Raw genomic sequence first — 17,208 nt, forward strand, 5'->3', positions numbered from 1 at the left:
TCGTTTAAGCACTCCCAGCGTGATCGGGAGGAGGTGGAAGCGCACCACGGCACTCTTCGTCGGGGGAGCGGTCGCCGTCGCAGCAAGCGGGGTCCTATTCTCAGGTTCCCTCAACACCGCACACGCGCTCCCGACCGATGACTCAGAGGCCGAGGGCCGTCTGATCACCGGCGATGCCGGTGCCATCAATCTCAACACCATCGCGGACCTCGAGGGTGCGTACAGCGCGAACCCCAGTGCTCCCGGCGCGGTCAACAACCCGCTGTCGCTCGAAGTCCTGAACGCCCTCGACATCGACCTCGCCGACGGCGTCGAGCTGTTCGGCCCGAACGGCGTCCTGGGCGTCGGTGCGCTCAGCCAGTACGCGTCGACCGGCCCCGACGAGGTGCCGCTCGCCTCATCGGGTCTCATCAACGACGACGGCACCATCGCCGTCGGCTCCGACGACCCGTCCGAGAACGCCTACGTCGATCTCGGCCCGATTCTCGGTGCTGCCGGCCTCGACGCGCTCCTCGATGACGCGCGTCTCGAGCTCGGCGCCATCTCCGCGCTCGCGACGTACGACGAGAACGGCAACCCCGCCGGTGACTACCAGATCGCAGGCGGCAGCCTCGTGCTTTCGAGCCCGACGGTCGCCGGACTGTCGGACGAGCTACTCGAGGCGCTCGGCGGCGTGTCAGGCACGGCCAATGGACTCGTTGGTGAAGAGGGCGTCGTCGATCAGACGGTCACCCCTTTGCTCGACGATCTCTCGTCGATCATCAACGGGGTTCTTACCCTTCCCATCCTCGGGCCGATTGGTTCCGTTGAGGGGCTTGGCGTGACTGCGACGCTCGACCTCGATCTCGAGGCGGCGCTCGACTCGGTGCTCAACCAAGAGCTGCTCGACGAGGCAGGCATCCTTTCGGTCAACCTCAGCACGGGCACCGTCGAGGTCGACCTCGCCCAGCTCGTCGCGACCGCGAACGGCAGTGCGTACGACGGCACGTTGAACGGGCTGCCGGTGAACTACGAGGTGCTCGATTCCGAGATCATGCAGCCGCTGCTGCAGGGCGCCCTCGTCGACGTGCTCGACCAGGTGCCCGCCCTCGTCGCGACCGCTGTCAGCGAAGCCCTCGAGAACGCGACCCTGAACATCGCGATCGATGGCACCGTGAATCTGGTCGTCGGCGGGCTCGGAGTCATTGACATCGACGTTTCCGGTACTCTCGCTGGTTTTGCGGGGCTCGAAGGGGCCGCTACACCGACGACCGACCTCAGCGGTACATCGATCGCTGGGCTGCCCGTTGGCTCCCTGCTCACTCCCGTCACGAATTTCGTCGTCGGAGAGCTGCTTCCGGCGCTCGTGCAGCCGGTTCAGAACGTCCTGGTCAGCGAGGACGCGCTCAACGACCTGCTCGCCCCGGCCGTCGACGCACTCGAGCCCGTGCTCGAGCCGATCTTCGAGCTCGTCACCAACAACCTGCTCTCGCTCACGGTCAACGTGCAGGAGCAGCCGGGCGACTTCGTCGAGGAGTCCGCTCAGGACGCCGGCTCGTTCACGCAGCGGGCGCTGCAGCTGACGCTGCTGCCCGCCGCCGCGACGCCGCTGCTCGAGGTCTCGCTCGCCTCGGCGACCGTGCGTCTCGCTCCCGAGGACGCCGACGCGAACACGAACGCCTCGGCTTCGGCTGCGGCGTCGGCGAACGCCGACGACGAGTCGAACGCAGCGGCGCAGGCCGCCGCAGAGGCTGCCGCGCAGGCTGACGCGACGACGACGGCTTCGGCTGCGGCTGACGCGAACGCCGAGGCGGCAGCGTCCGCAGCGGCGGACGAGGACGCCTCGACGACCGCGTCGGCTGACGTGACGGCCGACGCGAACGCATCGGCCGCTGTGGCTGCCCAGGCGTCCGCGCAGGCTGACGCGACGGACTCGACGAACGCGGACGCGACGGCGGCGGCTACGGCCGAGGCCGACGTGAACGCTGACGCGGCGTCGGCCGCGGCTGCGGAGGCCGCGTCGACCGCCGACTCCTCCAACGACGCATCGTCGGAGGCCACCGCCACCGCGAACGCGGCGACCGACCCGGACGCTGCCGCTGACCCGGATGCCACGGCGGACGTGAACGCGAATGCTGCTTCTTCGGCTGCGGCGTCGGCGACGGCGGATGACCAGTCGAACGCTGCGGCGCAGGTTGCTGCGCAGGCCGCGGCTCAGGCGGATGCGACGACCACGGCTTCGGCCGCGGCGGACGCGTCGGCACAGGCCGCTGCTGAGGTTGCTGCCACGGCGGATGCCTCGACGACGGCTTCGGCTGACTCGACCACCGACGTGAACGCTGCGGCGCAGGTTGCCGCGCAGGCGGCGGCGCAGGCTGACGCGACGGACTCGACGAACGCGAACGCGTCGTCGGCGGCCGATGCGGCTGCGACGCCTGACGCTGACGCGTCGGCTGCTGCTGCTGCGCAGGCCGCGGCAACGGCGGACTCGTCGACCGACGCGTCGCAGGAGGCTTCGGCCACTGCTGACGCGGCGACCGACCCGGATGCTGCTGCTGACCCGGATGCCACGGCTGACGTGAACGCGAATGCTGCTTCTTCGGCTGCGGCGTCGGCGACGGCGGACGACCAGTCGAACGCTGCGGCGCAGGTTGCGGCGCAGGCCGCGGCTCAGGCGGATGCGACGACCACGGCTTCGGCCGCGGCGGACGCGTCGGCTCAGGCCGCTGCTGAGGTTGCTGCTACGGCGGATGCCTCGACGACGGCTTCGGCTGACTCGACCACCGACGTGAACGCTGCGGCGCAGGTTGCCGCGCAGGCGGCGGCGCAGGCTGACGCGACGGACTCGACGAACGCGAACGCGTCGTCGGCGGCCGATGCGGCTGCGACGCCTGACGCCAACGCGTCGACGGCTGCTGCTGCGCAGGCCGCGGCAACGGCGGACTCGTCGACCGACGCGTCGCAGGAGGCCTCGGCCACTGCTGACGCGGCGACCGACCCGGACGCTGCTGCTGACCCGGACGCTGCCGCTGACCCGGACGCCACTGCTGACGACTCGGCCACGGCTGATGACTCGGCCACGGCCGACGACTCGGCAACGGCTGACGACTCGGCCACGGCGACCAGCGCATCCACGTCGACCTCGTCGGCGAACGCGAGTGCGTCGACGAGCGGCTCGACGAGCTCGAAGGCTTCGGCCTCGAGCAACGCGAACGCGTCGACCCACGGAGGCCTCGTGCCGACGGGTGACGACAACGGTCTGCTGATGTGGTTCGCCGCAGGCGGCGTGCTCCTCGCCCTCGTGGGCGCTGGTGTGCTGCGCTGGACGGCACGGAAGTCGACCGACGTGTAGTCACGCGTCAACCACCACCGGCGGCCGGTTTGCTTCGCGCTCAGGCGCGAAGCAAACCGGCCGCTGTGGGCCGCAGGCCCAGTTCCCTTTGAGTAACACCGAGGCGGGAGCCGATGTCGAAGAAGAGACCCGTGCGAATGACGAGGGGTCGGCGCATCGTCGTCGTGCTTCTCAGCGCCTTCGCCGCGTGGCACGTGTTTGCGTCGTTCCTCTGGATCGGCCCCTACTCGGGCATTCGCCAGGCCGTCCCCGGTGATTTGCTGCAGCAGTACATGATCCCGATGTTCGGACAGAGCTGGAGCGTCTTCGCGCCCGACCCGATCAACGGCGACTACCGGCTGCAGATCCGCGCAACGCTCGGCGAGGATGAAGATGCGCGCGAGACGGAGTTCGTCGACGCGACGGCTGCCGAGCTCGCCATGCTGAGCCACAACCTGACTCCGCCCCGCGCGGCGATCCACGCGAACGAGGTCACCTCGAACCTGTTCAACGCGTTCAATCGGCTCTCGAACGAGCAGAAGGAGATCGCCGCGCTCGGCTACTACAACGGCGACGACTGGAACGACCGTTTGTCGGCCGCCCTCGCCGTGACCGGCGATCCCGCGCTCGCGACGGCGTATTTCGAGGCCGAGCAGACGGTGACGGCCTACGCCACGCAGGTCGCCCACGCGGTGTGGGGCGAGGAGGTCGCGTTCGTGCAGTTCGTCGTCAGTCGCCAGAACGTCGTGCCGTACGCCGACCGCGACGACCCCGACGTCCAGCGACCCCCCGTGCAATCCGTGCCCACCGGCTGGCGGGGACTGCTCGAGCACGAGGGGCAGTCACGCGAGAACTTCACGAACGTCTTCCTGCGCGGCATGGAGTTGTCGGGCCAGGCCGAGCTGATCGAGACCAGGGCATGAGCACGGAGAATCGCACGAAGCAGCGCCCGAGCCGCGACGGCCGCGCACGCTCCTCGCATCCGCGCGCGAGCGGCGCATCCAGCGGCATCGGTCTCGGCACGATCGTGCGCGCCATCGGCATCGCGATCGGTGTCTTTGCCCGCGGCGCATACGAGGTCGTGCGCGACGCCCTGATGACGGTTTTCACCTTCGTCGAGCGCTGGCTCGTCGACGCGAAGCACGCGCGCTACGGGTTCGCCGTCACGCGCATCCTCGTGGGCGCGACCGGCCTCGGCCTGCTCGCGGCCAACTTCACGACGCGCCTGTACACCTTCGGCAGCGGATCGGCGTGGAACGGCGAGGCCGCGGCCCCGCGCAGCGAGTTCCCCAACATCTGGATCTTCAGCCTCTTCAACCGCATCGCCCTCAACGACGTGCTGTTCACGATCTGCTACGTCCTGCTGGCTGTGCTTGCGGTCCTCGTGCTCGTGGGGTGGCGGAAGCGCTTCGTGCTGCCGGTCTACTTCGTCGGCTGGGTGTCGTTCATCGAGATGAACGATCTCGTCGGCGACCAGGGCGACAACATGTATCGCATCACCCTGCTCACGCTGCTCTTCACCGACTGCGCCAGCCGGTGGTCGCTGGACGCAAGGCGTCGACGTCGACAGCGTGGCGAGCGGCGCTCGCCCAACTTCCTGCGCGAACTGTGGAACGGCGACGCCCTCGTGCCGGCCTGGCTCACGAATCCGGTGCACAACCTGGCGCTCGTGACGTTGACGGCGCAGGTCAGCTTCATCTACGTCTCGGGTGCGCTGTACAAGGCGGCCGGCACCACCTGGCAGAACGGCACCGCGATCTATGCGCCCCTTCAGACCCAGCGATTCGGGCCGTGGCCCGAGCTGAACGAGCTCGTCGTGGCGTGGCCGCCCGTGCTCGCGGCGCTCGCGTGGGGATCGATCCTCCTGCAGCTGTCGTTCCCGTTCATGCTTCTCCGGCGGCCGACCCGCATCATCGCGCTCGTCGGCATTTGCGGCTTCCACGTCGGCATCGCCGTGCTCATGGGCCTGCCGTGGTTCTCGCTTGCGATGATCGCCGTCGACGCCGTCTTCGTGCGCGACTCGACGTGGCGCGGGTTCGGCGAACGCCTCAAACGGGCCTGGCAGGAGGGCCGCGCCCGGGCGGCGGGCGCTCCCGCGACCCGCGATGCCGCGCCCGGTGACGCCGATCAGCCCCCCGAACTCGAGAACGTCGAGCATCCGGACCCGGACGACCTCGACGACGATCCCGCCGCCGACGAGCTCGACGAGCGTCGCGCGCGTGACGAGTTCGACGGCGACGAGTTCGCCGACGAGGACCCCGCCGAAGGAGACCCCGATGAAGGCGGGCCCGAGCGTGCCGGCAGCGGCGCCGAAAGGCCCGTGACTTCGGGGGGCGGGAACCGCGGGTCGCGCTCGTGATCGATGCCGTCGTCGTCGGTTCCGGCCCCAATGGCTTGGCGGCCGCGGTGACCCTCGCGCGCGCCGGCCTGTCGGTCGAGGTGATCGAGGCTGAGGAGACGATCGGCGGGGGCGCACGCACGCTCCCCTCGACGACGCACGAGGGCATCGAGCATGACGTCTGCTCGGCCGTGCAGCCGATGGCGCTCGCCAGCCCGTTCTTCCGCGAGTTCGACCTGGTCGCGCGCGGCGTCGGCATGGTCGCGCCCGACCTCGCGTACGCGCAGCCGTTCGACGACGGCCCCGCCGCGCTCGCGTACCGCTCGCTCGAGAAGACCGCTGACGGGCTCGGCGAGGACGGCCCCGCCTGGCACGACCTGTTCGGCGCGCTCGTGCGGCACGCCGATACGTTCGTGCAGCTGGCCCTCGGCGATCGGACGCAGCTGGCGCGGACGCTCGCGCGGGCCGACGGCATCCCGGCAGCTGTGCATGCGGGCCTGCGCGTGCTCGAGACGGCCACGCCGGCCTGGAACGCGCGCTTCGAGACCGAACGGTCACGCGCGCTCATCACGGGCGTCGCCTCGCACTCGATCTCGCCACTGCCCGGCTTCACGGCGGCGGGCACGAGCCTGCTGCTCGCGACGCTCGCGCACCACGTCGGGTGGCCGATCCCGACGGGCGGCTCGCAGTCGATCATCAACGCCATGGTCGACGATCTCGAGCGCCACGGCGGCCGGGTCGTGACGGGCAGGCGCATCCGATCTGCCGCCGATCTGCCGGCCGCGCGGGTCGTGCTGGCCGACCTCCCGCCGGGCGCCGCGCTCTCCATCTGGCGCGAGCGACTCCCGAGTCGTGTGCGTCGGGGGCTCGCGAGATTCCGGCACGGCCACGCCGCCGCCAAGGTCGACTTCGTGCTTCGCGGCCCAGTGCCGTGGCGCGACGAGCGCGTCGGCGCCGCGGCGACCGTGCACGTCGCGGGGACGCGGGCCGACATGGTGACGGCCGAGTCGAAGGTGCAGCGGGGGCGACTCCCCGAGCGACCGGTCGTGCTGTTCTCGGATGCAGCAGTGGCCGATCCGGGGCGCGAGCGCGATGGCCTCCGACCCGGCTGGGCGTACGCCCACGTGCCGGCGGGATGCCCCGTCGACCCGGTCTCGCTCGTCACGGCGCAGATCGAGCGGTTCGCGCCCGGGTTCCGCGACGTCGTCGCCTCGGCGACCGGCACGCCGGCCTCCCGCATGCACGAGCACAACGCCAATCTCGTGGGCGGCGACATCGCCGGTGGCGCGACCGGCATGCTCGGCTTCCTGCTGCGGCCGAGGCCCGCAATCGACCCGTATGAGCTGTCGCCCGACGGGATCTACCTGTGCTCGGCGAGCGCCCCGCCCGGCCCGGGCGTACACGGCATGCCCGGCTGGATCGCGGCGCGTCGCGCCCTGCGCGACCAGTTCGGGCTTCCCGCGCCGTCGCTCGCGCCCTAGCGCCGCATCCTCCGGCCCCCGAGCCCGAGCCCGAGCCCGAGCCCGAGCCCCGCCCCCGTCCCTCAGCCCCGCCCTCCGTCCCTCAGACCCGGCCTCCGTGCCCGGGGCTGACCGTCTGAGTGCATCGTTCCTCGCGACATGCCGCAGGACCGCCCAGTGGCGGCACCAGCTGCACTCGTTCTGCCACGCGTGCGCGCCCACCACGCAAGCTCCCGGTAACACCGACACATTAGGCTCGCCGCCATGGGTGACCTCTTCGACGGCTACAGCGAGGCCCTCGCTCGTCAGAACGCCACGGCGATCGTGCCGCCGTTCGACGAAATGTTCGCGGGCGAGGATGAGGCCGGCGAGCTCGTTCCCCGGCGCGCGTACGGCGACCTGCACGAGGTGCTCGCCGACATGACGCAGGATCAGATCCGACACCGATCGGATGCCCTGGCCGATTCGTACCTGGCGCAGGGCGTCACGTTCGACTTCGCGGGCGAAGAGCGGCCGTTCCCGCTCGACGTCGTGCCGCGGGTCATCGAGCGCAGCGAGTGGCAGGAGCTCGAGATCGGCCTCAAGCAGCGCGTGCGGGCCCTCGAGCAGTTCCTCGACGACATCTACGGCTCGCAACGGGCCATCCACGACGGGCTCATTCCCGCCAACCTCATCGCCACCTCGTCGCAATTCCATCGGGTCGCGATGGGCATCCGCGCCTCAAACGGTGTGCGCATTCAGGTGAGCGGCATCGACCTGGTGCGCGACGAGGACGGCGTCATGCGCGTGCTGGAAGACAACGTGCGCGTGCCATCGGGCGTCAGCTACGTCATCTCGAACCGCCGGGCCATGGCGCAGACGCTCCCCGAGCTGTTCACCCGCATGCGCGTGCTGCCGATTGGCGACTACGCCTACCGGCTGCTCGGGGCCCTGCGAGCCGCGGCGCCAGAGGGCATCGACGACCCGACCGTCGTGGTGCTCACCCCCGGTGTCTACAACTCCGCCTACTTCGAGCACACGCTGCTCGCCCGCATGATGGGCATCGAGCTGGTCGAGGGCCGCGATCTCTTCTGCTCGGGAGGCCGCGTCTACATGCGCACGACCGCGGGGGCGCGCCGGGTCGACGTCATCTACCGCCGGGTCGACGACGACTATCTCGACCCCATGCAGTTCCGGCAGGACTCCATGCTCGGTGCCCCGGGCCTCATGACGGCCGCCCGCCAGGGGAACGTGACAATCGCGAATGCCGTCGGCAACGGTGTCGCCGATGACAAGCTCGTCTACACCTACCTCCCCGACCTGATTCGCTACTACCTGGCCGAGGAGCCGATCATCCCCAACGTCGACACGTGGCGTCTCGAAGAGCCTGAGGCGCTCGAGGAGGTGCTCGATCGGCTCGACGAACTCGTCGTCAAGCCCGTCGACGGTTCGGGCGGCAAGGGCCTCATGATTGGCCCGCGAGCGACGGTGCAGGAGCGCGACCAGATGCGCAAACGGCTGCTCGCCGATCCCCGCGGCTGGATCGCGCAGCCCGTCGTGCAGCTCTCGACCATCCCGACGCTCGTCGACGAGGGCATGCGGCCCCGCCACGCCGACCTGCGCCCCTTCGCCGTCAACGACGGCAGCGACGTGTGGGTGCTGCCCGGTGGGCTCACGAGGGTGGCGCTGCCGGAGGGGCAGCTCGTCGTCAACTCGTCGCAGGGCGGGGGCTCGAAAGACACGTGGGTCGTGAGCACCGAGGCGAGCATGACGCCCACCCCGCAGCACGGGGTCGAGCAACTGCTCGACGATCAGACCGACCTGAGCGACACCCCGCACCCCGCGACCGGCATGATCCGCGTCGTGCCCGATACCGCGATGACGCCCGGAGCCGTGGTCGGCGAGCCGGGCGGCCCGGGTTCGCAGGGAATGGCCGCGCCAGCCGCGGGCGCACCGCCGGCGGCTCACGGGCCCCGCGGCGCGGATGCCCCCGCCGCCCAGACCGCCCCGGATCCGGCGCCGCGCCGACGCGAAGCGGCCGAGGGCGACGGACCGCGGCCGCGGCGCGAGCAGCAGGAGCAGGAGCTGCGGTTGCGGCAGAGCCAGGGTCAGAGCCAGCAGCAGTCGCGGCAGGACAGCCCCCGGCGCGACAGTCCTCGCCACGGAGCCCCGCTGTCAAGGGAGGGCGCCCCCAGCGCCGCGGAGGGAGAAGCGCCATGCTGAGCCGCATCGCCGAGTCGCTCTTCTGGATCGGCCGCTACATCGAGCGCACCGACGGCACTGCGCGCCTGCTCGATGTGCACCTGCAACTCCTGCTCGAAGACCCGTGGATCGACGAGCCGACGGCCTGTGCCAGCATCCTGGGCGTCATGGGCGTCGGGAACGTCGACACGGGAAGGCCGCTCAGCGGCGGCGACGTGCTGGCCATCATGGCCGTCGATCGCTCTCAGCCCGCCTCGATCGCCTACTCGATCAAGGCCGCCCGCGAGAACGCGCGGCAGGCGCGCGAGATCGTGCCGACCGAACTGTGGGAGTGCCTCAACGCCACCTACGGCCGGATGCCGTTCGGCGTGCGCCGCGAGAAGGTGCACGAGCTGTTCCAGTGGGTGCGCGAGCGCTCGGCGCTCGCGGTCGGCATCGTCGAGTCGGCGTCGAGCCGCGACGACGCGTACCAGTTCCTGCTGCTCGGCCGGGCCATCGAGCGGGCTGACATGACGGCGCGCCTGCTCGCCACGCGATCGCTCACCGAGGCGAGCGGAGCATCCTGGACCTCGATCCTGCGCTCCTGCGGCGCCTACGAGGCGTACATCCAGACGTACCGCGGCATCCCCTCAGCCACCCACGCCGCCGAGTTTCTGCTGCTCGACCGGCTTTTCCCCCGCTCGGTGCTGTATTCGGTCTCGACGGCGCTCACAAGCCTGTACGACCTGCAGCCCCGGCACGAGCAGCGCGGGCGCGTCGGCTTCGAAGACCAGGCCCAGCGGTTGCTCGGGCAAGTGCGCAGCGAGCTCGAATACCGACCCGTGAGCGAAACGATCAGCGACCTGCCCCGATACATGGACCAGGTGCAGGTCGCCATGAGCGACGCGAGCGAGGCCATCAGGCACCGCTACTTCCCGTCGATCACGGCCCCGAGCTGGGTGGGAGACAACGTATGAGCCGCATCCGCATTCACCATCTCACGGGCTACCGGTATGACGGCACCGCCGACACCTCGTACAACGAGGCGCGCATGCTGCCGTCGTCGTCGGACGAGCAGTTCGTGCTGCTCTCTCACCTCGAGGTCTCGCCGAGCACCTCGACGCACAGTTACGTCGACTACTGGGGCACGCGCGTCACCGCATTCGAGGTGCTCTCGCCGCACGAGGAGCTTTCGATCACCGCGTCGAGCCTGGTCGAGATCGCCCCGCAGCAGGCGACGGCCGACGAGGGATTGTCGTTCGATGAGGTCGCGGAGGCGCGGTCGCGTTCGGTCGGTCTCGTCGAGCTCTCGACCCAGACCGAGCTCACGATGCCGCCAGACGAAGTCATCGACCTCGCGTTCGAGGCCAAGGCCCGCAGCTCGTCGCCCGCCGACGCGGCGCGAGGCATCGCGTCAGCGGTGTGGGATGCGGTCGACTACGAGACCGGCGTGACCGGCGTGCGCACGACCGCGCGCGAGGCCTGGGCACACCGTCGCGGCGTGTGCCAGGACATCACGCACATCGCGCTCGGCGCGCTGCGGCGCGTCGGCATCCCCGCGCGCTACGTCTCGGGTTACCTCCATCCCCGCCCGAGCGCAGGCATCGGCGAGACGGTCACCGGCGAGTCGCACGCGTGGATCGAGTACTGGGACGGTGCGTGGCACGGCTGGGACGTCACCAACGACATCGCGATCGGTAGCCGGCACGTGCACGTCGGCCGCGGCCGCGACTACAACGACGTGCCCCCGCTCCGGGGCGTCTACGCCGGGTCGAGCACCTCGGAGCTGTTCGTGAAGGTCGACATCACTCTCGAGGCGTAGACATGCACGCAGTCGTCAACGGCGATGCCGCCGAGTCCGGCGAAGTGCCCCAGCACGAGGTCGCGACCGTGCAGATCGCGCTGCGCTGGCGACGCCCCCGCGACGAACGGGTGCACCTGTACCGCTGGCGGCATCCGGCCCCCCGCGCGCACGTCGTCATCGCGCACGGTGCTGGCGATCACGGGATGCGCTACTCGGGGCTCGCGCGGAGACTCGTCTCCGCGGGATGCTCCGTCGTCGCGTTCGACAACCTCGGCCACGGCCGCACGGGTCACGACGGCGCGGGGCTCGGCGTGCTCGGGCCCGGGCAGAACCGGGCGGCGATCGCGTGCCTGGGCGAGGTCGTCCAACGCGAGCGCGAGGTGAACCCGGGCGTGCCGCTCGTACTGTTCGGACACAGCTGGGGCGCCCTGCTGGCGCAGCGGCTGTTCGCCGTTCGCAGCGACCACGTGCAGGGCCTCATGCTGTCGGGCACCTCGCTCGCCGTTCCTGGGTTGCTCAACCCGGGCGACCTCGACAAGCCATGGCGGACGGACGACCTCGAGGGCACGCAGTGGCTGAGCCGCGATCCTGAATCGCGCGCCGCGTTCACCGCCGACCCGTTCACCTTCGACATCCGGATGCAGCCGGTCTGGTCGCCGCTCGGCGCGCTTCAGCTCATGACGCTGCCGCCCGTCGCGCTCGTTGGTCGGGTCGACGACGTTCCCGTGCTCATCCTGGCGGGAGAGCTCGACACCGTCGGGTACGGCACCCGGGGGCCGAGCGCCCTCGCGCGGAGCTACCGGCGCCGCTCGGCGCTGAGCGACGTGACCCTGCGCGTGTATGAGGGCGCCAGGCACGAAGTCATGCACGAGACGAACCGGGATGTGGTTATGGCCGACGTCGCCGCGTGGATCCGCCTGCGCTTCGCCGCTCCGCCGCAACCGACGCGCGCGGAAGCGCACTAGCATCCGAAGCGCCCGGTCCGGCGGACGACGAAGGGAACACGAGTGAGCGACAAGACCGAGACCATGCACGCCGAGACCATGCACGCCGAAACCATGCACGCCGAATACAAGGTGCCGGGCGGCAAGCTCGTGGTCGTCGACCTCGAAGCCCGAGACGGCCGCATCGCCGAGGCCCGGGTCGCCGGCGATTTCTTCCTGGAGCCCGACGAAGCGCTCGATGACATCAACGGGGCGCTGAACGGCCTCCCGGTCGACGCGCCGGGCGAGCAGATCGCCGCTGCTGTCGAGCGCGCTCTTCCCGAGGGGGCGCAGCTGCTCGGATTCTCACCGGAGGCGGTCGCGATCGTCGTGCGCCGCGCGATCACGCGGGCCCGCGACTGGCGCGAGTACGACTGGCAGATCGTGCGCACGGGCGCGCTCGAGCCCCGCGTGCACGTCGCCCTCGACCAGGTGCTCGCGGAGGAGGTCGGCGCAGGCCGCCGCGCGCCGACCCTGCGGTTCTGGCGGGACTGGGAACAGTCGGCCGCCATCATCGGCTCGTTTCAGTCGGTGCGCAACGAGGTCGACGTCGACGAGGCAGAGGCCCGCGGCGTGCAGGTGATTCGACGCATCACGGGCGGCGGGGCCATGTTCATGGAGGCGGGCACGATCGTCACCTACTCGCTGTACGTGCCCGTCGAGCTCGTGCAGGGCATGAGCTTCGCGGAGTCGTACGCCTACCTCGACTCCTGGGTGCTCGACGGCCTCCAGGAGCTCGGCATCGACGCGGTCTACCAACCCCTCAACGACATCGCCTCACCACAGGGCAAGATTGGCGGCGCCGCGCAGAAGCGCCTCGGTTCGGGGGCAGTCCTGCACCACGCGACGCTCAGCTATGACATTGATGCCGATGCCATGGTTCGGGTGCTGCGCATCGGCCGCGAGAAGCTCAGCGACAAAGGCACGGCGTCGGCCAAGAAGCGCGTCAGCCCGTTGAAGTCGCAGACGGGTCTGCCGCGCGAGAAGATCATCGATCGCCTCGAGAGGACCTTCATCGCGCAGCACGGGGGAACGGTCGCCGGCGTCACGGACGCCGAGCTCGAGCGGGCACGCGAGCTTGCGCAGACCAAGTTCGCGTCGTCGGCGTGGACGAATCGCGTCCCGTAGCGACGCCCAGGCCGCGCCGACGGCATCGAGCGGTGCGCTGACCGCACTGACCGCGTGGCGCGGGCGGCCGCGGGTGATCGGCTACGTCCGGGTGGTGAGGTCGGCGTACTCGGGGTGGCGCTGCAGGTAGTCGACCACGTAGCTGCAGTTGGGCTCGACCCGCTTGGTGGTCGTGTCGCGCAGGTCATCGAGGACGTGCTTCACGAGCCGACCCGCGATCCCGCGTCCCTGGTATTGGGGAAGCACGACGGTCGAATCGAGCGACACCGCATCCTCTCGTGTCGAGTAGGAGAGCATGCCGAGCCGCTCGTCGCCGTCGGCGATGACGTAACGCTGATGCTCGGCGTCGTGCGTGATCTGTTCAGACATGCGCCGAGAGTACGGCGCGGTCCTGAGCATCCGATCCCGGCCGGGAGATGAAGGTCGCTCACTTCATCCGGCTCGGCACCCGGGGATCCGGAGCGGGGTGTGCAACGCTTGACCTCATGGCTGCGAGCGAAGACACGGGGGTTCCCGGCGACGGGGTTCCCGGCGACGGGGCTGTCGGCGGCGGGGCACCCGGCGACGGAGCGGTCGGCGACGGCGCGCACGGTGGTGTCGCCGCCGACGAGATCCTCGTCGGCGAACGTCGCGGCCGGGTCGCGGCAGAGAAGCACTCGCGCCGAACGCGGCGCGGGCGCGCGGCAATGCTCGTCGTCGCCACCGTGACGGTCGTCGCCGTCTTGACAGGCGTCGTCGCGGCGCTGGCGCAGCCACGCGACGTCGTGCAAATGGTGGAGCCGACCGCCACAACCCCGGTCGCGGCGCCCACGTCGACGCCCCCCGCGCCGACCGAGACGGCGGGGCCCACCGAGACGGTCGTGGCGACGCCCACTCCGACGTCGACGCCCACTCCCACGTCGACCGCCGGCGGCACCCCGTCCGTCGCGGGCGACATCACCGCTGCCTCGAGCATCACCGTGCTCGTGAACAAGCTCACGCCGCTCGAGCCGATCGAGTACGAGCCGGCCGATCTCGTGCCGGTCACGACCCTGGGTATCCCGAGCATGAACGGTCACTCGCTGCGCTCCGAAGCAGCGAGCGCCGTGCAGACGATGTTCACCGCAGCGTCGGCGGCGGGGTACGCGCTCGACATGACCAGCGGCTACCGCTCGGCCGAATCGCAGACTCAGTTGTACGAGGGCTACGTCGCCGATCTCGGCCAGGAGGGCGCCGATGCGACGAGCGCGCGCCCCGGGTACTCCGAGCACCAGACGGGCCTCGCCGCCGACATCTCGGCGCCCGACGCCGGGTGCGTGCTCGAGGCCTGCTTCGGGGCCACCGAGGCGGGGCAGTGGCTCTCGGCGAACGCCTGGCAGTATGGTTTCATCCTCCGCTATCCGGACGGCGTCACGCACATCACGGGCTACGAGTACGAGCCGTGGCACTTCCGCTACGTGGGCGCGGAGGTCGCGACGGCCATGCACGAGCAGGGCATCGTCACCTACGAGGAGTTTCTGGGTAAGCCGGAGGCGCCCGACTACGCGGGCTGACGCGACGAACCGGCGCAGCCCCACGCACGGAGCGGATTTTGCCGCGGAAACGGAACGCAACGGCCGTCACTCTGGTGACATCGTGAATACTGGGGTGATGCGGCCGAGGATCGGTCGCTGGCCAGCAGCCCGGGGAGGAAGAGATGCGTTATTGCCCGACGTGCGGTCATGAGGTCGGCGACACCCAGAAGTTCTGCCCCGAATGCAGCACAAAGCTCGTCGGTGCGAGCGCGCCCATGGCCGAGCCGCCGGCCGACGTCTCGAACGCCGTGCCGCGTCGCCCCGGGCCCGGCTGGGCGCTCCAGGGCGATGACGCGGGCCTCGACGATGTCGACGACTTTTTCTCGAGCTACCGGCGCAAGGGACCGAGCGGGCAGACGTCGCAGGTCGCGGACGACGATGACGTCGTGTTCCCCACGCGGCGCTCGCGCCGTCGTTTCCAGCCCGATCTCGGCTACGAGAGCGCCCCTCTCCCCGCGGCGCCGCAACCGGAGGCGCCGCGCCCGGCGGTTCCAGGGGCGTCCGACACCGAGCCGCCGCGGTACCGCGACGAGATCGACGACGAGCGCGAGGGAATCGATGATCCCGCGCCGGAGCCGAAGCCCGCGTATGACCCGTCGTTGCCCGCGTTCGACCCCGAGCTCGATCTGACCCGGCCCGCACCGATCATGTACGAGGCGAAGCAACCCGAGCCCGTCGCAGCCCCGCAGGCAGATGAGGCGCAAGTGCCGCATTGGTTCGAAGAGCTCGACCAGCCGGAGGACGCCAGCCCGGAGCGGGATGCGCCTGCCGCGCCCGTGCCGCGCTCGCCGCGGGCGGAGGCGGCTCCCGCGCGGCCTCAGCCGCCCCAGTGGCCCGCGCAGCCAGAGCAGGACGGCGCCGGCGCAGAAGGGCGCGACTTCGAAGAGGTGCTTTCGGGCGGTGAGCCCGGGACCGAGACGTCCGACCAGCCGATCGTGGCGCGCGACTTCGAGCGCACCGGCATCGTGCACGTGCCCCGGCTCGACGACGGCCGGACGCCCGCGCCGACTGGCGAGGCCGACGTGGAGCGCGGGAGTCAGCCGGCGTCCCAGCGACCGGCCGGCGACGAGGCCTGGCAGGCGCCGAGGACGGGGCAGGGGCCCGCGGTCGCGCCGTTACCCGAGCAGCGGGGGGGCGACGCATCGCGCGGCGCGGCACCGTCGCCCTTCCAGCCGCCGGCGGACGCGCAACAGCGCGGTGACTCCGCGACCCCGCACCAGCCGGACCGGCCGACCTCGCCGGCCGATGCGCCGCAGCCCGGGCCGTCGCAGGCACGGGAGGCCGCCGGTCGCGAAGACCCGCGCGAGATTTTCGCCGACTGGTTCGGCGAAGACACCCATGTCGACGACGAGCCGACGATCGCCGTCACGCGCACACCCGCGGGCCGCGGCCCTCAGGACACCCACTCCGGGCCTTCGGGAAGGCCGCCCGCCGAGGCGTACGACGCGAGCGACCCCGGCACGGTGGAGCGCCAGCGGCCATGGTACGAGCAGGGCCTCGACGGCACCGAGACGTCCGAACAGGCGCCTCCGTTCGGCGCAGCAGCACGAGCATCCGCCGCCGCCGCCGCGGGTGTCGCCGGGGCCGCCGCGGGGCCACGGGCACAGGGGGCGCCGACGTCGGCGCCGACGTACCGCCAGCCGCCGTCGGGCGGTCACGCGCCCCGCGGCCACGACGCGCGCGGCGGGGCACCCGTCGACGCGCGCGGGGCCGGGGGCGGGCCCGCGGGCCCTCGCGGACCGGGCAACCGTGGCCGCGACGGGAGCGGCAGCGGTGACGGAGGCGGCGTCCGAGGTGCCGTGGCGGGCCTGGACCCGACAAAGAGACGCCGGCTGCTCACGATCGCCATCGCGGCTTTCGGCGCCGTGCTGCTCGTCGTCTCGGCCGTCATCATCGGCAACGCGCTCGGCGCCCGCGACGGCGACGACCAGGCCGCGCCGACCGAATCGGCGGCCGCCACCGACGATGCCGAATCGCCCTCGGGCGATCCCACGGAGGCCGCGCCGCCGCCGCCCGTCGCCGACCCCAGCTTCGAGCCGGTCGCGTTCCAGAGCGAGTCGGGCAACCTGCGGTGCATCATCACGCCCGAGTTCGGCGTCGCCTGCCAGCACTCGGACCCCGCGTTCCCGATCCCGCCAGAGGTCTGCACGACGACGGGGCAGTCCGGCGCCGTCATCGGTCTCGACTCGAACGGGTACACCTACCCCTGCCTGGAACAGGACATCCCGTACGGGCAGGAAACCCTCCCCATGGGCCAGCCGATCCACGCGGGCGAGTTCGCGTGTTCGATCACGCTCGAGACGGGCGTGAGCTGCTTCAACGCGGCCGGCGACATCATCGGGCTCGAGTTCCAGCTCGGTATCGGCCTCGTCGGCAACCCGAGCTCGAGCCCTCAGCCGACGATCGCGCTGCCCGACGTGGCGCTGTAGGCGTCGACGATCGCGCTCCCCGAGGCAGCGGGGATCCTGCTTG

Annotated in this window: 12 protein-coding genes and 1 pseudogene; 12 read left to right on the forward strand and 1 reads right to left on the reverse strand. The window is 71.0% G+C overall.

Going from position 1 to position 17,208, the window contains the following annotated elements; translation table 11 throughout:
* The first annotated feature begins 19 nt into the window (after positions 1-19).
* From F8O04_RS01255 to F8O04_RS01300, 9 genes are all read left to right on the forward strand, one after another.
* The gene (locus F8O04_RS01255) at positions 20-3,331 is read left to right on the forward strand and encodes a choice-of-anchor G family protein (protein ID WP_158027507.1); all 3,312 of its coding nucleotides are present in this window, start codon (positions 20-22) and stop codon (positions 3,329-3,331) included.
* A gap of 113 nt (positions 3,332-3,444) precedes the next feature.
* Entirely contained in the window at positions 3,445-4,233 is a 789-nt protein-coding gene (locus F8O04_RS01260) for a DUF5819 family protein (RefSeq protein ID WP_225734799.1), read from the forward strand.
* A complete protein-coding gene (locus tag F8O04_RS01265; RefSeq protein WP_225734800.1) occupies positions 4,230-5,669 on the forward strand; it encodes an HTTM domain-containing protein in 1,440 nt (479 codons plus the stop codon). Before F8O04_RS01260 ends, F8O04_RS01265 begins: the two co-directional genes overlap by 4 nt.
* Positions 5,666-7,129 (forward strand): phytoene desaturase family protein, encoded by a 1,464-nt coding sequence (locus F8O04_RS01270; protein ID WP_158027508.1) that lies wholly within the window; start codon positions 5,666-5,668, stop codon positions 7,127-7,129. Before F8O04_RS01265 ends, F8O04_RS01270 begins: the two co-directional genes overlap by 4 nt.
* 243 nt (positions 7,130-7,372) lie before the next feature.
* Positions 7,373-9,310, forward strand: coding sequence for a circularly permuted type 2 ATP-grasp protein (locus tag F8O04_RS01280; RefSeq protein ID WP_158027510.1), 1,938 nt, complete (start codon positions 7,373-7,375; stop codon positions 9,308-9,310).
* Positions 9,304-10,245, forward strand: a complete 942-nt coding sequence (locus F8O04_RS01285) for an alpha-E domain-containing protein (RefSeq protein ID WP_158027511.1) — start codon at positions 9,304-9,306, stop codon at positions 10,243-10,245. Before F8O04_RS01280 ends, F8O04_RS01285 begins: the two co-directional genes overlap by 7 nt.
* A complete protein-coding gene (locus tag F8O04_RS01290; protein WP_158027512.1) occupies positions 10,242-11,090 on the forward strand; it encodes a transglutaminase family protein in 849 nt (282 codons plus the stop codon). The genes F8O04_RS01285 and F8O04_RS01290 overlap by 4 nt, the downstream gene beginning before the upstream one ends.
* A 2-nt stretch (positions 11,091-11,092) precedes the next feature.
* The gene (locus F8O04_RS01295; RefSeq protein ID WP_158027513.1) at positions 11,093-12,037 is read left to right on the forward strand and encodes an alpha/beta fold hydrolase; all 945 of its coding nucleotides are present in this window, start codon (positions 11,093-11,095) and stop codon (positions 12,035-12,037) included.
* Positions 12,038-12,130: 93 nt separating this feature from the next.
* On the forward strand, positions 12,131-13,183 hold the full coding sequence (locus tag F8O04_RS01300; protein WP_158029037.1) for a lipoate--protein ligase family protein: 1,053 nt from the start codon (positions 12,131-12,133) through the stop codon (positions 13,181-13,183).
* A gap of 81 nt (positions 13,184-13,264) precedes the next feature.
* On the opposite strand, the gene F8O04_RS01305 is transcribed toward F8O04_RS01300, so the two are convergent.
* A complete protein-coding gene (locus F8O04_RS01305; protein ID WP_188726346.1) occupies positions 13,265-13,552 on the reverse strand; it encodes a GNAT family N-acetyltransferase in 288 nt (95 codons plus the stop codon).
* Positions 13,553-14,229: 677 nt separating this feature from the next.
* Here F8O04_RS01305 and F8O04_RS15335 point away from each other — a divergent pair.
* The 3 genes and pseudogenes from F8O04_RS15335 (at position 14,230) to F8O04_RS01315 (ending at position 17,165) form a co-directional block, all read left to right on the forward strand.
* Positions 14,230-14,715: a M15 family metallopeptidase gene (locus F8O04_RS15335; RefSeq protein ID WP_450091382.1), complete on the forward strand. Its 486-nt coding sequence runs from the start codon at positions 14,230-14,232 to the stop codon at positions 14,713-14,715.
* Between the two features lie 143 nt (positions 14,716-14,858).
* Positions 14,859-14,927: pseudogene (locus F8O04_RS15255) on the forward strand (zinc-ribbon domain-containing protein); the annotation flags it as partial.
* Positions 14,928-14,951: 24 nt separating this feature from the next.
* Positions 14,952-17,165, forward strand: a complete 2,214-nt coding sequence (locus F8O04_RS01315; RefSeq protein WP_225735001.1) for a hypothetical protein — start codon at positions 14,952-14,954, stop codon at positions 17,163-17,165.
* The last annotated feature ends 43 nt before the right edge of the window (positions 17,166-17,208 follow it).

The sequence above is a fragment of the Pseudoclavibacter endophyticus genome, from assembly GCF_008831085.1.
Lineage (GTDB): Bacteria > Actinomycetota > Actinomycetes > Actinomycetales > Microbacteriaceae > Pseudoclavibacter > Pseudoclavibacter endophyticus.

Coding starts and splice junctions, on each gene's coding strand:
- F8O04_RS01280 (WP_158027510.1), top strand. CDS start 7,373: ATGGGTGACCTCTTCGACGGCTACAGCGAGGCCCTCGCTCGTCAGAAC.
- F8O04_RS01295 (WP_158027513.1), top strand. CDS start 11,093: ATGCACGCAGTCGTCAACGGCGATGCCGCCGAGTCCGGCGAAGTGCCC.
- F8O04_RS01315 (WP_225735001.1), top strand. CDS start 14,952: ATGGCCGAGCCGCCGGCCGACGTCTCGAACGCCGTGCCGCGTCGCCCC.
- F8O04_RS01300 (WP_158029037.1), top strand. CDS start 12,131: ATGCACGCCGAATACAAGGTGCCGGGCGGCAAGCTCGTGGTCGTCGAC.
- F8O04_RS01305 (WP_188726346.1), bottom strand. CDS start 13,552: ATGTCTGAACAGATCACGCACGACGCCGAGCATCAGCGTTACGTCATC.
- F8O04_RS01290 (WP_158027512.1), top strand. CDS start 10,242: ATGAGCCGCATCCGCATTCACCATCTCACGGGCTACCGGTATGACGGC.
- F8O04_RS15335 (WP_450091382.1), top strand. CDS start 14,230: ATGAACGGTCACTCGCTGCGCTCCGAAGCAGCGAGCGCCGTGCAGACG.
- F8O04_RS01285 (WP_158027511.1), top strand. CDS start 9,304: ATGCTGAGCCGCATCGCCGAGTCGCTCTTCTGGATCGGCCGCTACATC.
- F8O04_RS01265 (WP_225734800.1), top strand. CDS start 4,230: ATGAGCACGGAGAATCGCACGAAGCAGCGCCCGAGCCGCGACGGCCGC.
- F8O04_RS01260 (WP_225734799.1), top strand. CDS start 3,445: ATGTCGAAGAAGAGACCCGTGCGAATGACGAGGGGTCGGCGCATCGTC.